This window comes from Streptomyces sp. NPDC007264 (assembly GCF_042869095.1).
In the GTDB taxonomy this organism is placed as follows: Bacteria; Actinomycetota; Actinomycetes; order Streptomycetales; family Streptomycetaceae; genus Streptomyces.
Genome location: NZ_JBIAFD010000021.1, coordinates 48,831 through 64,343, shown reverse-complemented (window position 1 = coordinate 64,343; position 15,513 = coordinate 48,831). Strand labels below are relative to the sequence as shown.

The window sequence follows — 15,513 nt, the reverse complement described above, 5'->3', positions numbered from 1 at the left end:
CGCCTGACGGACGGGGACGTCCGGCGGCGCGGCGGCTCACGGGAATCTTCACCGCCTCCCCGCCGTTCGTCCCCCTTCGCACGGGCATAGTGGGGTCTCGCCTGCGGGCGGGCCCCGCATCCGGCGTCCGCCGCCGGCACCTGACAGGACATCACCACGTTTTCACGGGGGTCACAGCAGCATGCGTTCCCAATCCACGCCCTTCGCGCTCCGGCGCGCGAGGCGGACCGTTCTCGCCGCCACCGTCGCGGCGCTGGCGCTGACCGCCACCGCCTGCAACGGCGACGACACGGCCGCGGGCGACAAGCCCGGCTCGACCGCCTCGCAGTCGTCGTCGGGCCAGGACAAGCTCCATGTTCCCGGCGACATAGCCGACAAGCTCAAGAAGCACGGGATCGACGTCGACCAGTGGGCGAACGGCGGCTGGAAGGACTGGGACAAGGACAAGTGGCTCAGCGCCGCCAAGGACTTCGTCAACCCGGTCATCAAGGGGCTGTGGAAGCCCGAGCGGATGAAGTCCGCCAAGGACCCGGACAAGACGATCTCGGCGAAGGACGCGTCGGCCGACCAGGGTGTGAGTGACCCGGATCCGGCGCCGGTGCAGGCCGCGGCCGAGAAGACCCCGTACCACGACCACGCGGCCCCGGTGGGCAAGGTCTTCTTCGACTCCCCCGAGGGCTCGATGGTCTGCTCGGGCACGGTCGTCAAGGACGTGAACCATCCCGGCAGGTCGAACCTCGTGTGGACCGCGGGCCACTGCGTGCACGCGGGCGGCGGCGGAGGCTGGTACCGCAACATCGCGTTCGTGCCCGCCTACAACGACCAGGGCAGGCCCGCCTCCGAGCTGACCGACGCCGCCGCGTCCGAGATCGCGCCGTACGGCCAGTGGTGGGCGGACTGGGCCTCCACCACCAACGAGTGGATCCAGGGCGGTTCGGAGTCCGGCGGCGCCGGCGCCCCGTACGACTACTCGATCCTGCATGTGAAGCCCGAGTCCGGCACCAAGTCCCTGGAGGAGACGGTCGGCGCCGCCCTCGACGTGGACTTCTCCGCCCCGTCCGCGACGGAGGTCGGGAAGATGGGTGCCTGGGGCTATCCGGCGGCTCCGCCCTACGACGGCCAGAAGATGTTCAAGTGCATCGACCGGCCCGGCCGTCTGTCGCTGTCCCCGGGCCTGCCGACGATGTACCGCATCGGCTGCACGATGACCGGCGGCTCCTCCGGCGGCGGCTGGTTCCGGGTGGTCGACGGCAAGACGGAACTCGTCTCGAACACCTCGATCGGCCCGTCCGACAACACCTGGCTCGCGGGACCGCAGCTGGGCCAGGAGGCCGAGGCGCTGTACCAGAACATGAGCCGCCAGTACGGCGGTCAGTGACCCGTCGGCCTCCGGCTCGCACGCCCGGCGCGTCGGCGCGCCGGGCGTCCGTTCCGCCGCCGGCCGACGCACCGGCTGCGCCGTACCCGTGCCACCTCGCCCGGGCGGCCCCGCCGCGGCGGCACGTACGGCGGAAGGGCCCGCTCCCTGTCTCGGGGAGCGGGCCCTTCCGCCGTGGGCCGTGGCCGTGGGCCGCGGCCGTGGGTCAGAACGCGGAGGCCGGCATGTACGGCGCCAGCTCCGCCGCCAGTTCCTCGTGCACCCGTGCCTTGAGCAGGGTGCCCTCCGGGGTGTGCTCCTCGGAGATCACCTCGCCCTCGGAGTGGGTCCGCGCCACCAGCCTGCCGTGCGTGTACGGCACGAGCGCCTCGATCTCGACGGACGGCCTGGGCAGCTCGGCGTCGATGAGCGCCCGCAGTTCCTCGATGCCCCGGCCGGTGCGGGCGGAGACGGCGATGGAGCGCTTCTCGACCCGCAGCAGCCGCTGGAGCGTCAGCGGGTCGGCCGCGTCCGCCTTGTTGATCACGACGATCTCGGGCACGTCGGTGGCGCCGACGTCCCTGATCACTTCGCGCACGGCGGCCAGCTGCTCCTCCGGCGCCGGGTGCGAGCCGTCCACGACGTGCAGGATGAGGTCGGCGTCGCCGACCTCCTCCATCGTGGAGCGGAACGCCTCGACCAGGTGGTGCGGCAGGTGCCGGACGAAACCGACCGTGTCGGCCAGCGTGTACAGCCGCCCGCTCGGGGTCTCGGCCCGGCGCACGGTCGGGTCCAGGGTCGCGAACAGCGCGTTCTCGACCAGGACGCCGGCGCCCGTGAGGCGGTTGAGGAGGGAGGACTTACCCGCGTTGGTGTACCCGGCGATGGCGACCGAGGGCACCTTGTGGCGCCTGCGCTCCTGGCGCTTGATCTCGCGGCCGGTCCTCATCTGCGCGATCTCCCGGCGCATGCGCGCCATCTTCTCGCGGATCCGCCGCCGGTCCGTCTCGATCTTGGTCTCACCGGGACCGCGGGTGGCCAGGCCGCCGCTGCCGCCGCCCATCTGCCGGGACAGCGACTGACCCCAGCCTCGCAGCCTCGGCAGCATGTACTGCATCTGCGCGAGCGCGACCTGCGCCTTGCCCTCGCGGGACTTGGCGTGCTGGGCGAAGATGTCGAGGATCAGGGCCGTACGGTCGATGACCTTGACCTTGACGACGTCCTCGAGGTGGATCAGCTGGCCCGGGCTGAGCTCGCCGTCGCAGACGACGGTGTCGGCGCCCGTCTCCAGGACGATGTCCCGCAGCTCGGCGGCCTTGCCGGAGCCGATGTAGGTCGCCGCGTCCGGTTCGTTGCGGCGCTGGATCACGCCGTCGAGCACGAGCGCGCCCGCGGTCTCCGCGAGCGCTGCCAGCTCGGCGAGCGAGTTGTCCGCGTCCCGCGCGGTCCCCGAGGTCCACACCCCGACGAGCACGACGCGCTCCAGGCGCAGCTGCCGGTACTCGACCTCGGTGACGTCCTCGAGCTCGGTGGAGAGCCCCACCACACGGCGCAGGGCCGCGCGGTCGGAGCGGTCGAACTGGTCGCCGTCCCGCTCTCCGTCGATCTCGTGGCTCCAGGCGACGTCCTCTTCCATCAGGGCATCGGCCCGAAGACCTTCGGGGTAGGCGTGCGCAACGCGCTTGGTGTCCTGGGAAGGGGAAGAAGAGGAGGTCATTGGGTCCTTACGTCGATGGGGATCTTGATGGCGGCGACGGAGCGCGGGCCCTTCACGGCCCAGTACTCGTCACCGGTCACAACGCTGGGATACCCCGGGGGATTCCCGGTCACCCGCCCTGGGGGCCGCGCCGCGGACCTGACGATGGTCGCACGGCACGCCCCGTCTCGTCATCCGACTTGTCGCGCCGCTCCGGCGGCCTGGACGGGGCCGCTCCTCCAGTCCGGGTGTCCCGGCATCGGCGGGGTCCGCTCCCCGTGGAGCCAGCCGCGGAGGAACCCGCCCAGATCGCGTCCCGCGACGGCGGACGCGAGGCGTTCGAAGTCCGCCGTGGTCACCGTGCGGTCGCGGTACCGGCTCACCCAGAGCCGTTCCAGTCGCTCGAAGGCGGGACGTCCGATCTCCTGGCGCAGCGCGTACAGCGCGAGCGCGGCACCGTCGTAGACGCTCGCACGGAAGATGCCGATCTTCTGGCCGCGCCGCGGCGCCCTGGGGGCGGCCGGCGGGCCCCCGTCGGCGCGCCACTGGTCCGAGAGGCTGTATGCCGCCTTCATCCGCGCCTCCAGGGACCTGCCGGCGGTCTCCTCCGCGTACAGGGCCTCGTACCAGGTGGCGTGTCCCTCGTTCAGCCACAGGTCGGACCACGTGCGGGGGGTGACGCTGTCCCCGAGCCACTGGTGGGACAGCTCGTGCACCATGACCGACTCGACGTACCACGGCGGGTACGCGGGCTCCGTGAACAGCCCCTTCTCGAAGAGGGAGAGCGTCTGCGTCTCGAGTTCGAAGCCGGTCTGCGCCGACGCGATCAGCAGTCCGTAGGTCTCGAAGGGATACGGTCCGAGCTTCTTCTCCAGCCAGGCGATCTGCGCGGGGGTCTTCTCCAGCCACGGCCGCAGAACCGTCTGGTCCGCGGCGGGCACGACGTCGCGGAGGGCCAGCCCGTGGGGTCCTGAGCGGTGCAGCACGGTGGTGCGGCCGAGGGAGACCTGGGTGAGCTCGGTGGCCATGGGGTGTGCGGTGCGGTAGGTCCACGTGGTGGTCCGGCCGGTCCGTACGCTGCCCGCCGGCAGGCCGTTGGCGACGGCCGTGTAGCCGTCCGGCGCGGTCACGTGGATGGTGAACATCGCCTTGTCGGACGGGTGGTCGTTGCACGGGAAGACGAGATGGGCGGCGTCGGCCTGGTTGGCCATCGCGAGCCCGTCGTCGGTCCGCACCCAGCCGCCGTCACGGCCGTCCGGGGACGCGGGATCGCTGGTGTGCCGCACCGTGATCCGCAGGGTGCTCCTCTTGGGGACCGGGGTGACCGGGGTGATCACCAGGTCCTCGCCCGCGGTGGCGAAGTCCGCGGGCGCCCCGTTGACGGCGACGGACTGCACCGTGCCGTGCGCGAAGTCCAGGTTGACGCGCTCCAGCCGCTCGGTGGTGCGCGCACGGATCGTGGTGACCGCGGTGAGCGGCTCACTGTTGTCACCCGGATAGGTGAAGGACAGGTCGTACGAGCGGACGTCGTACCCGGGGTTGCCGAGCGCCGGGTAGAGCCGGTCGCCGACGCCCAGGGGCACGGCGGGCGCCGGGGCGCCGGCGGCCACGAGGCAGCCGGAGACGGCGGAGGCGAGCACGGCGGCCCGGGCGCGCCGGGAACGCGGGACGACGCAGGCACGCCAGGCACGCGGGACGACGGGGACGGAGGTACGGCGGGCACGCGGGATGACGGAGCGGAGGCTGTGCGGCATGGACCACGGCTACCAGCGCGTCCGGGCCGCGCGGTGACGGCGCGCGCCGGTCCCACCCGAACGGGGTCGCCGCCGCACGGCCGTAAGCGGGTGATTGCCGGGTACTCGGCGCGGGGTGCCGGATCTGCACGGCAGAACCGGCCGTCCGCAGTCGGTCAGTGACAAGGAGGCGCAGAGATGAGCACCGTCAAGGAATCGGTCGAGGTCGAGGTCCCGGTCCGCACCGCGTACAACCAGTGGACGCAGTTCGAGGAGTTCCCGAACTTCATGGAGGGCGTCGAGGAGGTCAGGCAGCTCGACGACCGGCACAACCACTGGACCACCAAGCTGGGCGGTGTACGCCGGGAGTTCGACACCGAGATCGTCGACCAGCTCCCCGATGAGCGGATCACCTGGCGCACCACCAGCGGCGACACCCGGCAGAAGGGCATGGTCCGCTTCCAGCGGGTGGACGACCGGCACACCAGGGTCGAACTCGTGATGGACGTCGAGCCGAGCGGGGTGATGGAGAAGACCGCGGACATGCTGGGGATGGTCGACCGGCGCATCAAGGGGGACATGCGGCGCTTCAAGGAGTTCATCGAGCACCGCGGGGGCGAGTCCGGGTCCTGGCGCGGCCGCATCACGCCTGGCTGAGCCGGGCCGTGTCGGGCCGTGTCGGGCCGGGCCGGGTCGGGCCGGGCCGGGTCGGGCCGGGTCGGGGCGGGTCGGGGCGGGTCGGGCCGGGTCGGGGGGACGGGCGCCGTGGGCCGCGGTCCCGCCCCTCGTCCTCCCCGGGCAGGCGTCCCGGCCCGTCCGTGACGGGCGGGCCGGGGCCTTGGGCGTGTCCGGGCGGGCGCGGGGTGTCCGACGGGAGCCGACCCGGGGCAGGCGGGAGCCGACCCGGTGTGTTCGCGGCAGGAGCCGACCTGAGCGGTGGGCCCGAGCGGGGGGCCGAGCGGTCAGGGCAGCGGTCGGCCGCGGCGGCCCCGCGCGTTCCAGCCCGCGTTCAGCCGGAGCCGTTGCCCGCCGCGCCGGTCGCGGCCGGTTCGCGGATGTGCAGGTGGTACACGTTGAACGCCCGCCGGATGACCGGCTGGGCCACGTTGCGCACCCTGACGCCGCCGCTCGTCATGCCGTGCTCCGTGCCGGCGTGGGCGTGCCCGTGGACGGCGAGGTCGGCACCGGAGGTGTCGATGGCCTCCGCCAGCAGGTAGCTGCCGAGGAAGGGGTAGATCTCCAGCGGCTCGCCGGCCAGCGTCTCCGGCACCGGTGAGAAGTGGGTCAGGGCGATGCGCACGTCGCAGCCGTTGCGCGCCAGCTCGTCCAGGGACGTCCGCAGGCCGTCCGCGCAGCGCCGGGAGCAGCGGACGAACTCCTTCATGAGCGGTTCGCCGAACTCGCCCGCGCTGCGGCCCACGAAGCCGCCTCCGAACCCCTTCGTGCCGGCGACGCCGATGCGCGCGCCGTTGCCCTCCACGACCGTCGCCTGCCCTTCGAGCACGCGGACACCGGCGTCCTCGAGGACCGCCGTGACCTCCTCGGGGCACTCGGCGTGATGATCGTGGTTGCCCAGGACCGCGACGACCGGCACGCCCAGCCCCTGGACCTCCTTGGCCACCACACGGGCCTCCCCGGGCGTGCCGTGCCGGGTGAGGTCGCCGGCCAGGAGCAGGATGTCCGCGCACTCCGGCAGCGTCTCGAACGCCGGCCGGAGCAGACCCTGGTTGTCGGGTCCCATGTGGATGTCCCCGACGGCCGCGACCCGGATCATGTCACCTCCTCCGCGTGGTCGGGGGACGAGGTCTCCGCGACCACGAGGTCGCTGTGGACGGCGAGCCCGCTCAGCTCCTCGTGGACGATGCGCAGCACGTCCTCCCGGCACTGCGCGGAGGGCACGGTGCCGGTCAGCATCACCGCGTCGCCGCGTGCCTCGATGCGGACGCCCAGCTCGGCGAGGTCGCCGACGGCCAGCCGGTCCTGGAGATGGGCGATGCGGTAGTCGGTGTGCCAGGCGGCCGGAGCACCGCCCGGATGCTCCGCGCCGTGCTCGCTCATGGCTGCTCCTGCTGCGCGGGGCACGGCTGCCGCGGGGGGATGACGTTCAGGCGCTCCAGGAGGAACAGGAAGGCGGCGGGCATCGGCGCCTCCCCGGTGGCGCGTCGCACCCGCTCCCAGTCGATCTTCTCGCGCAGGGAACGCGCGATGGGCAGGACCGCGCCGAAGTCGCAGTAGTGCTCCGAGAAGGCCGCGAGCAGGCTCTCCATGAGGTCGGTCGGCACCAGGACCGGCATGCGCACCGAGTCGACCGGCAGTTCCACCGCCCGCTCCAGCATGGCCGTGGTCACGGGCCGGTGCGCGAGGGTGAAGATGATGTCGATGTCCTGGCCGAAGCACTTGGCCTTCAGCAGCCAGTCCTCCGGCGGCGTGTGCACCTCCAGTCCGGCCTCCCGCAGCGTGGCCGCGACCGCTTCCACGTCGTCGGGTCTGACGCAGAAGTCCGCGTCGTGCTGGAGGTTCTCGCTTCCGCCGTGGGCGTAGACGGCGACACTGCCGGCCAGCGCGAAGGCGTGCCCCTTCCGCTTCAGGAGGGTGCCGACCTGTTTCGCCGCCTCCAGGATCGCCTGGTTGCGGTCGCGCGGCAGGTTCTGTTCCTGGTCCCGGACGCCGCGTGGTGAGGGATGCTCCAGGTGGTTCTTGGCCACCCGCAGATCGGGTACGCGCCCACTCGCGCCCACAGCTGCGTCGTCCGCGTTCTGCGTCATTGCCATACCGTCTACCTGCCGAGGTCGGTTCGCCACGCGGCGCAATGAGCGGCGCCCGTACGGGCTGCGAGTACCCGGCGCACCGGCTTCGACACGGCGCACGATGCCGGGCCCGCCTGCCTGCCTCGTGACGGTCGCGAGTTCTTGACGGCGAGGGTGTGGGGCGTCGTCCGCCTCACGGGGTGTCGTCGTCGGCGGCGAGGATGGTCCGGCTGGCTCTGGTCAGACGGGCGCAGCGCCGGGTCATGGCGTCGGGTGACTCGTCGGGGTGGTTGATCCACCAGCGGACCAGGGCGGTGCACAGGCCACGCCATGCGTGTTTGAGGGCGTCGGCGTCGAGCGGGTCGCTGGTTCCGGCGGTGTGCAGGAGGTCGGCGCTGCCGGTCGCGGCCAGGTCGTCGATGGCATTGCGGTAGTAGGCCGCGCGGTGGCCGGCTTCGCTGTCGGGCGGAAGCGTGGGGTCGTAGAGGACGAACCATGCCTCGCGCCGGCCGTCGAGGGCGGTGAACAGGGCGTGCAGCACGCGCAGGGGTGTGGGCGGTGCGCCGGTGGCGTGGTCGGCCATGGCGGTGCGGATGGCGGCCAGCAGCCGGTCGCCCACGGGCTCGAGGCAGGCGAGGTAGAGCTCCTGCTTGCTGCCGAAGTAGTGGTGCAGGAGCGGTTTGGTGACGCCGACGCGGGTGGCGATGGCGGCCACGGTGGTGGCCTCGTAGCCGTGGCGGCCGAACTCCCGGGTGGCCGCGGCCAGGACCTGTTGTTCGCGTGCGGCCCTCGGTACGCCCTTGGTGCCGGCCTTGGAACGGGGCGTTGTCATGGACTCGATATTACCCTAGAGTAATTTACCGTCGGGTAAATTCCTTGGACCCCGCTGGAGCGCACCCATGCCTGCCGCCGCGACCGACCCCCGTACCTCCCGCACCCGCTCCTGGTGGGGCTGGGGCTACGCCGACGCCCACCCCGACGACGCCGAATGCGCCGCGCTGGGCGCCCTGCTGCCGGGCACCCTGGCCCGCCCGCTGCCGATACCCCGCATCGCCGACCTGCCCATCGGCCGCCCCGACGCGACGCCCCCGTCCTCCCTGGCGCACCTGGTCACCGCCGACCCGCAGGCGCGCGCCGCCCACGCCATGGGCAAGGCGTACCGCGACGTCATGCGGGCCCTGCGTGGCCGGCCCGGCCGGATCCCCGACCTCGTCGCCCACCCGACCGGCGACCAGGACGTGGCCGACCTGCTGGACTGGGCCGGCGAGCACGGCGTGGCCGTCATCCCCTTCGGCGGCGGTTCCTCGGTGGTCGGCGGCGTGGAGTACCGCGGCGACACCCACCCCGCAGTACTCTCGCTCGACCTGACCGCGATGGACCGCGTCCTGGAGATCGACGCCACCAGCCGCTCGGCCCGCATCCAGGCCGGAGCCCTCGGCCCCGTGCTGGAAGACCAGTTGCGGCCCCACGGCCTGACCCTGCGGCACTTCCCGCAGAGCTTCGAGTTCTCCACCCTCGGCGGCTGGCTCGCCACCCGGGCCGGCGGCCACTACGCCACCGTCCACACCCACATCGACGACTTCGTCCAGTCGCTGCGCGTGATCACGCCCGCCGGCGCCAACGACTCCTGGCGGCTGCCCGCGTCCGGCGCCGGACCGTCACCCGACCGGCTCTTCCTCGGCTCCGAGGGCACGCTCGGCGTCATCACCGAGGCGTGGATGCGCGTGCAGGAACGCCCCCGCCACAAAGCCTCCGCGTCCGTGACCTTCGCCGACTTCCACCGCGCGCTGGACGCCGTACGGGCCATCGCCCAGTCCGACCTCGCCCCGGCCAACTGCCGCCTGCTCGACCCCGGCGAGGCGCTGCTGTCCGGTGCCTCCCACGACGGCTCCACCGTCCTGGTCCTCGGCTTCGAGTCCGCCACCACCCCCGTCGACAACCGCCTCACGGCCGCCGTGGACCTGGCCCGCGCCCACGGCGGCCGCGGCGAGACACCTGCGGCAGACCGCGACGCCCCGGCCGACGCGGCCGTGAGCGCCTGGCGCTCGGCGTTCCTGCGCATGCCCTACCAGCGCGACGGCCTGGCCCGCATGGGCGCCGTCGTCGAAACCTTCGAGACCGCCGCCACCTGGGAGAGGATTCCCGGCCTGATCGACGCCGTGCGCACCGAGGTCGGGGCCGCCGCCGCGAAGGCCACCGGGCACCCGGCCACCATCAACTGCCGCCTCACCCACGTCTACCCCGACGGCGCCGCCCCCTACTTCACCGTGGCCCTCGCCGGCCGGCCCGGCGACGAGGTCGAGGTCTGGGACGACATCAAAGCCGCCGCGACCGACGTCCTGCACCGCCACCGCGCCACCATCACCCACCACCACGCCGTCGGCCGCGACCACCGCCCCGGCTACGACCTCCAGCGCCCGGAACCCTTCGCGCTGGCACTGCGCGCCGCCAAGAACGCCCTGGACCCCCACCACGTCCTCAACCCCGGCGTCCTGCTCGACTGACAGCACAGCGGCGACCGGGCGGGGCGGCGAGAACTGCCGCAACGACCTACGCCGCACGGCCCGCCCTCCGCGCGGACGACGCGAATGTGACTGCCTAGTGCCCCGGCAGGCAACGTTTGCCCGTCAAGGAGCGGCGTCCGGTGCGTGCTCTCGGTGTGCCGGGTGCAAGCCCTCGAACTGGATGTACGTGGGCTTGTGCCCGGTGCGGCGAGAGTGCGTGCCGGGCGTCGCGACGGGGCGAACGTTGCCTGTTGGGGCACTAGTGGGCGGCCGCCGCGGAGTGCTGGGCCCGGCTCACGTCGTAGACGCCGGGCACGTTGCGCATCGCCCGCATCAGGGCCGGGAGGCGCGCGGCGTCCGGGAGTTGGAGCGTGTAGGTGTGCCGCACGCGCTGCTGGCTGGGCGGTTCCACCGTGGCGGAGACGATCGCGACGCCTTCCAGGGCGATGGCCTCGGTGAGGTCCGCGAGGAGGTGGGGGCGCCCGAAGGACTCGGCCACGAGGGTGACCCGGCACTCGGTGGTGTCGCCCCAGCGCACACCGACCTCGGCGCGCCCGGCGCTCTTCATACGCGCCACGCCGGCGCATTCGACACGGTGGACGGTCACCACACCCCCGCGCACCGCAAAGCCGGTGACCTCGTCGGGCGGCACGGGCGTGCAGCAGCCCGCGAGGCGTACGGAGGCGCCGGGCAGGTCCACGACGGCGTTGGCGGCCCGGTCGCCGGGCGCCTCCCCGGTGGGCCGAGCGGGCAGCGCCGGCGGGCGGGCGGCGGGCCCGGGCGTGGCGGCGCCGTCGGCGGGCGCCGCGGCGCCCGGACGCCGGGTGCCCGGCTCCGGCGCACCGCCGGACGGGTCGCCGTGCGCCGGATGCGCCGCCAGCCGGCGCTGGATGGCGATGCGCGCTGCGGGGGTGTGCGCGTGCTCCAGCCACTCCCTGGAGGGTTCCGAGGCCGGATCCTGGCCCATGAGGAGCTCCACGGTGTCGCCGTCCCTCAGGACCGTGCTCAGCGTCGCCAGCCGGCCGTTCACGCGGGCGCCGATGCACGCGTGGGCGTCCTCTCCGTACTGCGCGTAGGCGGCGTCCACGCAGCTCGCACCCTCCGGGAGGCCCAGCGCACCGCCGTCGGGGCGGAACACGGTGATCTCCCGGTCCTGGGCGAGGTCCTCGCGCAGCGTCGACCAGAAGATGTCGGTGTCGGGGGCCGCCTCCTGCCACTCCAGGAGCCGGGAGAGCCAGCCGGGGCGGGTGGGGTCGACGCGCTCGCCGTCGGCCGGGTCCTCGGGCGCGGGAGCGTACGGGTTGCCGAGTGCGATCACGCCGGCCTCGGCGACCTTGTGCATCTGGTGGGTGCGGATGAGGACTTCGGCGACCTCACCGTCCTTGCGCGCGACCGCGGTGTGCAGCGACTGGTACAGGTTGAACTTGGGGACGGCGATGAAGTCCTTGAACTCCGAGACCACCGGCGTCATGCAGGTGTGCAGTTCACCGAGCACCCCGTAGCAGTCGGCGTCCTCGTTCACGAGCACCAGGAGGCGTCCGAAGTCGGCGCCGCGCAGCCGGCCCCGTTTGCGGGAGATCCGGTGGACGGAGACGAAGTGCCGTGGCCTGATGAGGACTTCCGCCTGGATCCCGGACCCGCGCAGGACCGTGCGCACCTGGTCGGCCATGTCGGCGAGCGGGTCGTCGCCGTGCGCCGCGTTCTCGGCGATCAGCTCTCTGGTGTGCTCGTACTCCTCGGGGTGCAGGATCGCGAAGACGAGGTCCTCGAGTTCGGTCTTCAGCGCCTGGACGCCGAGCCGTTCGGCGAGCGGGATGAGCACGTCCCTGGTGACCTTGGCGATGCGTTCCTGCTTCTCGGGGCGCATCACGCCCAGCGTGCGCATGTTGTGCAGCCGGTCGGCGAGTTTGATCGACATCACCCGGACGTCGTTGCCGGTGGCGACGAGCATCTTGCGGAACGTCTCGGGTTCGGCGGCGGCGCCGTAGTCGACCTTCTCCAGTTTGGTGACGCCGTCGACGAGGTAGCGCACCTCCTCGCCGAACTCCTCCCGTACCTGATCGAGCGTCACTTCGGTGTCCTCGACCGTGTCGTGCAGCAGGCTGGCGGTCAACGTCGTGGTCTCCGCGCCGAGTTCGGCGAGGATGAGAGTCACGGCGAGGGGGTGGGTGATGTACGGCTCACCGCTCTTGCGCATCTGCCCGCGGTGCGAGGACTCGGCCAACAGGTAGGCACGTCGCAGGAGTTCGAGGTCGGCGTCGGGGTGGTGGGCGCGGTGGGCCTCGGCGACGTGGCCGATGGCGTCGGGCAGCCGGTCGCGGGTGGCGGATCCGAGCAGCGCGGCACGGCCCAGCCTGCGCAGGTCGATCCGGGGACGGCTCTTCCTGCGGGGCGCCCCGGGCGTCGCGGGGGCGGGGGTGGCAGGGTTGCTGGCCTCCGCACTCATTGGGCACCTCCGGCTGCGTGGACCGGCGGACGGGTGCCCCATGGCATACGCGGCGCAGGGGAAGGCAGCGATCCCCCGTCCGGGCCGGTGCTTGATGCTACCGAGCCCACCACACGCGTCTGACCGGCTCTCGCCGAGCGTGAAACGGATCACCCATTCGAGCGAAGGTCCGAAGGTTTACGGTTTCCAGCCATGGGCACGGGTCAGGGCCGTGGATTCAAGCCTTCTCACGCTTCCTGGGCTGCGGATCGGAGCATCGATGGCGAACTGGGCTCCGATATGAGAGCGGACGGCGGTTCGGCCGACTGCGTTTTCCGGCCACCAGGCGCCGGGGAGTGGGGATGTCGTATGCCACACCGTGCCTCGGCGCGCCGCCCGTTCGCCCCCAAGGGGCCTTTTCGAGGCCCCTGTTCGCGAGCCCGGCGGGTCAGCGGACGGCCGACTCCAGCCACCGGGCGTCGATCTCGCCCTCGGCGACGATCACCGCCGGGCCGGTCATCTCGATCCGGCCGTCCGGGAGCTCGGTGATCACCAGGGTGCCGCCGGGGACATCGACGGTGTACGTCGCCGGTGCGCCCGTCACGGCCGGGTCGGCGCCGTCACGGCGGGCCGCGGCGACGGCCACCGCGCACGCGCCCGTGCCGCACGAGCGGGTCTCGCCGGCGCCGCGCTCGTGGACGCGCATCGCGAGGTGCCGGGGGCCGCGGTCGACGACGAACTCGACGTTCACCCCGTCCGGGTAGGCCGCGGCCGGGGTGAACGGGGGCGGAGCCAGCAGATCGCCCGCGTGCGCCAGGTCGTCGACGAAGGCGACGGCGTGCGGATTGCCCATGTTGACGTTGCGCGCGGGCCAGTTGCGCTCGCCGACCCCGACCGTGACGTCCCCTTCGGGGAGGAGCGCCCTGCCCATGCCGACGGTGATGTCGCCGTTCTTCGCGATGTGCGCTGTCTTCACGCCGCCGCGCGTGGCGATCGCGAGGTCCCCCTCGGCCGCGTACCCGGCACGCTGGAGGTAGCGCGCGAACACGCGTACGCCGTTGCCGCACATCTCCGCGACCGAGCCGTCCGCGTTGCGGTAGTCCATGAACCATTCGGCCTCGCCGGCCATCCCGCGGGCCTCGGGATGCGCGGCGGAGCGCACGACGTGCAGCAGACCGTCGCCGCCGATGCCCGCGCGGCGGTCGCACAGGGCGGCGACGGCGGCCGGGGGGAGGTCGACGGCGTTCTCCGGGTCCGGGACGATCACGAAGTCGTTCTCGGTGCCGTGACCCTTGAGGAAGGCGATCCGCGTGCTCATTCCTCGATCGTACGGGGTCGGCGCGGCACTCCGCCCGAACGGTCCGTCCCGCGGACCAGGGCCGGGACGGCGCGCGGTCCGGCACCCGCCCGGCGCACGACGGAGTGCGCGCTCCGGGCTCGGAGCACATGTACAAAGCCCGCGCCCGGGCCCGAGGGGGCTGGTCCCTCCGCTCTCAGCGCAGCCGGGCGACGCGCCACACGGCCAGCACGACCACCGCGGCGACCACCACGGCGTATCCGGCGACGACGCGCCAGTCCGGGCGCCGCCCGGAGCCTCGCTGCGGCAGGCCCGGCCAGGTGTGGCCGACGCGGCGGGCGGCCATCATGCCCCAGCCGGCCGCGCAGGAGCAGATCAGCAGGCCGAGCATGGCGACCACGGCACCGCCGTCGCCGAACTCGAAGGCCAGCGGGAAGGCGAACATCAGCGAGCCGCCCGCCGCCAGCGCCACGATGGGGGCCAGCTGCCAGATGCGCAGCCGGCGCTGCGGGCGCAGCTCCACCTCGACCTCCGGCCCGCCGGACAGCTCGTCCGCCTCGGGTCCGTCCGCGGTCACACCGCCGGGCGGCTCGTCGTCGGGACCGTCGGAACTGAGCGTGTGGTCCCCGTCCTCCGCGGTGTCGTGCACCGCGCCGTGTGCGGTGTCGCGAGGGCCGGCCTCCATCGCCACGCGCCCTCCCAACTCGGACTCCACTTGGTCGATCGAAGCACGATGATGGCATGCCACCGGATGCCCCGACGGCGGGCGGGGCGTCCCGATGCCATCACGTGATCAGGCTGTAACCGGTCGTTCGACCAACGCCAGTGCGAGACGCGGAAGTTCCGTGCGGTCCGCCGCCGCACCGCTGAGCCAGTGCACTCGCGGGTCGCGCCGGAACCACGAATCCTGACGGCGCGCGAAGCGCTTGGTGGCGCGTACGGTCTCGGCGCGCGCCTCCTCCATCGTGCACTGCCGCGCGAGCGCCCCGAGGACCTGCTGGTACCCGAGCGCACGCGACGCCGTACGCCCCTGACGCAGGCCCTGCGCCTCCAGCGCGCGCACCTCGTCGACGAGCCCCGCCTCCCACATCCGGTCGACCCGGCGGGCGATGCGCTCGTCGAGTTCGGGGCGCGCCACGTCGACGCCGATCTGGAGGGTGTCGTAGACCGAGTCGTGTCCCGGGAGGTTGGCGGTGAAGGGCTTCCCGGTGATCTCGATGACCTCCAGAGCGCGCACGATGCGGCGGCCGTTGCTGGGCAGGATGGCGTGCGCGGCCTCCGGGTCGGCGGCGGCCAGACGGGTGTGCAGCGCTCCGGAGCCGCGCACCGCGAGTTCCTCCTCGAGCCGGGCGCGCACCTCGGGGTCGGTGCCGGGGAACTCCAGGTTGTCGACCGCGCCGCGCACGTACAGCCCCGAACCGCCCACGAGCACGGGCCAGCGGCCCTCGGCGAGCAGCGCGTCGATGCGGGCGCGGGCCAGCCGCTGATACTCGGCGACGGACGCGGTGACCGTCACGTCCCAGATGTCGAGCAGGTGGTGCGGGATCCCGCCGCGCTCCTCGAGCGTCAGCTTGGCGGTGCCGATGTCCATCCCCCGGTAGAGCTGCATGGAATCGGCGTTGACGACCTCACCGCCTAGACGCTGCGCCAGGAACACGCCCAGATCGGACTTTCCGGCCGCGGTCGGCCCGACGACGGCGATGACCCGCGGCGCGGGGGCTGCACTACTCACCGCAACAGTCTCGCAAACCTCT

General features: G+C 72.9%; 13 protein-coding genes. 3 read left to right on the top strand and 10 right to left on the bottom strand.

Annotation, left to right across the window (positions count from 1 at the left end; all coding sequences use genetic code 11):
• The first annotated feature begins 181 nt into the window (after positions 1–181).
• Positions 182–1,378, top strand: coding sequence for a trypsin-like serine peptidase (locus tag ACFYMU_RS28910; protein WP_388379190.1), 1,197 nt, complete (start codon positions 182–184; stop codon positions 1,376–1,378).
• A gap of 205 nt (positions 1,379–1,583) precedes the next feature.
• Here the strand turns inward: ACFYMU_RS28910 and hflX are convergent, their stop codons facing one another.
• Positions 1,584–3,074 carry a GTPase HflX gene (hflX, locus tag ACFYMU_RS28905; protein ID WP_388379187.1) on the bottom strand — a complete coding sequence of 497 codons (1,491 nt, stop codon included), beginning with the start codon at positions 3,072–3,074 and terminating at the stop codon, positions 1,584–1,586.
• Between the two features lie 170 nt (positions 3,075–3,244).
• The gene (locus tag ACFYMU_RS28900; RefSeq protein WP_388379184.1) at positions 3,245–4,807 is read right to left on the bottom strand and encodes a M1 family metallopeptidase; all 1,563 of its coding nucleotides are present in this window, start codon (positions 4,805–4,807) and stop codon (positions 3,245–3,247) included.
• A 177-nt stretch (positions 4,808–4,984) separates the two neighbouring features.
• Here ACFYMU_RS28900 and ACFYMU_RS28895 point away from each other — a divergent pair, with 177 nt between their 5' ends.
• Positions 4,985–5,443, top strand: a complete 459-nt coding sequence (locus tag ACFYMU_RS28895; RefSeq protein ID WP_388379181.1) for an SRPBCC family protein — start codon at positions 4,985–4,987, stop codon at positions 5,441–5,443.
• A gap of 352 nt (positions 5,444–5,795) precedes the next feature.
• On the opposite strand, the gene ACFYMU_RS28890 is transcribed toward ACFYMU_RS28895, so the two are convergent.
• The 4 genes from ACFYMU_RS28890 to ACFYMU_RS28875 form a co-directional block, all read right to left on the bottom strand.
• Positions 5,796–6,560, bottom strand: a complete 765-nt coding sequence (locus tag ACFYMU_RS28890) for a metallophosphoesterase (protein WP_388379178.1) — start codon at positions 6,558–6,560, stop codon at positions 5,796–5,798.
• Complete coding sequence (locus ACFYMU_RS28885) at positions 6,557–6,844, bottom strand: BON domain-containing protein (RefSeq protein WP_388379175.1); 288 nt, start codon at positions 6,842–6,844, stop codon at positions 6,557–6,559. The genes ACFYMU_RS28890 and ACFYMU_RS28885 overlap by 4 nt, the downstream gene beginning before the upstream one ends.
• A complete protein-coding gene (locus ACFYMU_RS28880) occupies positions 6,841–7,551 on the bottom strand; it encodes a nucleotidyltransferase family protein (RefSeq protein ID WP_388379172.1) in 711 nt (236 codons plus the stop codon). The genes ACFYMU_RS28885 and ACFYMU_RS28880 overlap by 4 nt, the downstream gene beginning before the upstream one ends.
• Before the next feature lie 175 nt (positions 7,552–7,726).
• Positions 7,727–8,365 carry a TetR/AcrR family transcriptional regulator gene (locus ACFYMU_RS28875; protein WP_388379169.1) on the bottom strand — a complete coding sequence of 213 codons (639 nt, stop codon included), beginning with the start codon at positions 8,363–8,365 and terminating at the stop codon, positions 7,727–7,729.
• A gap of 67 nt (positions 8,366–8,432) precedes the next feature.
• Here ACFYMU_RS28875 and ACFYMU_RS28870 point away from each other — a divergent pair, with 67 nt between their 5' ends.
• The gene (locus ACFYMU_RS28870; protein ID WP_388379166.1) at positions 8,433–10,037 is read left to right on the top strand and encodes an FAD-binding oxidoreductase; all 1,605 of its coding nucleotides are present in this window, start codon (positions 8,433–8,435) and stop codon (positions 10,035–10,037) included.
• Between the two features lie 259 nt (positions 10,038–10,296).
• Here ACFYMU_RS28870 and ACFYMU_RS28865 read toward each other — a convergent pair whose 3' ends face one another.
• The 4 genes from ACFYMU_RS28865 to miaA form a co-directional block, all read right to left on the bottom strand.
• Positions 10,297–12,483, bottom strand: coding sequence for a RelA/SpoT family protein (locus tag ACFYMU_RS28865; RefSeq protein ID WP_388379163.1), 2,187 nt, complete (start codon positions 12,481–12,483; stop codon positions 10,297–10,299).
• Between the two features lie 427 nt (positions 12,484–12,910).
• Positions 12,911–13,780: a diaminopimelate epimerase gene (gene dapF, locus ACFYMU_RS28860; RefSeq protein ID WP_388379160.1), complete on the bottom strand. Its 870-nt coding sequence runs from the start codon at positions 13,778–13,780 to the stop codon at positions 12,911–12,913.
• Positions 13,781–13,955: 175 nt separating this feature from the next.
• Complete coding sequence (locus ACFYMU_RS28855) at positions 13,956–14,444, bottom strand: hypothetical protein (RefSeq protein ID WP_388379327.1); 489 nt, start codon at positions 14,442–14,444, stop codon at positions 13,956–13,958.
• 108 nt (positions 14,445–14,552) lie between these two features.
• Positions 14,553–15,491: a tRNA (adenosine(37)-N6)-dimethylallyltransferase MiaA gene (miaA, locus tag ACFYMU_RS28850; protein ID WP_388379158.1), complete on the bottom strand. Its 939-nt coding sequence runs from the start codon at positions 15,489–15,491 to the stop codon at positions 14,553–14,555.
• Positions 15,492–15,513 lie beyond the last annotated feature (22 nt).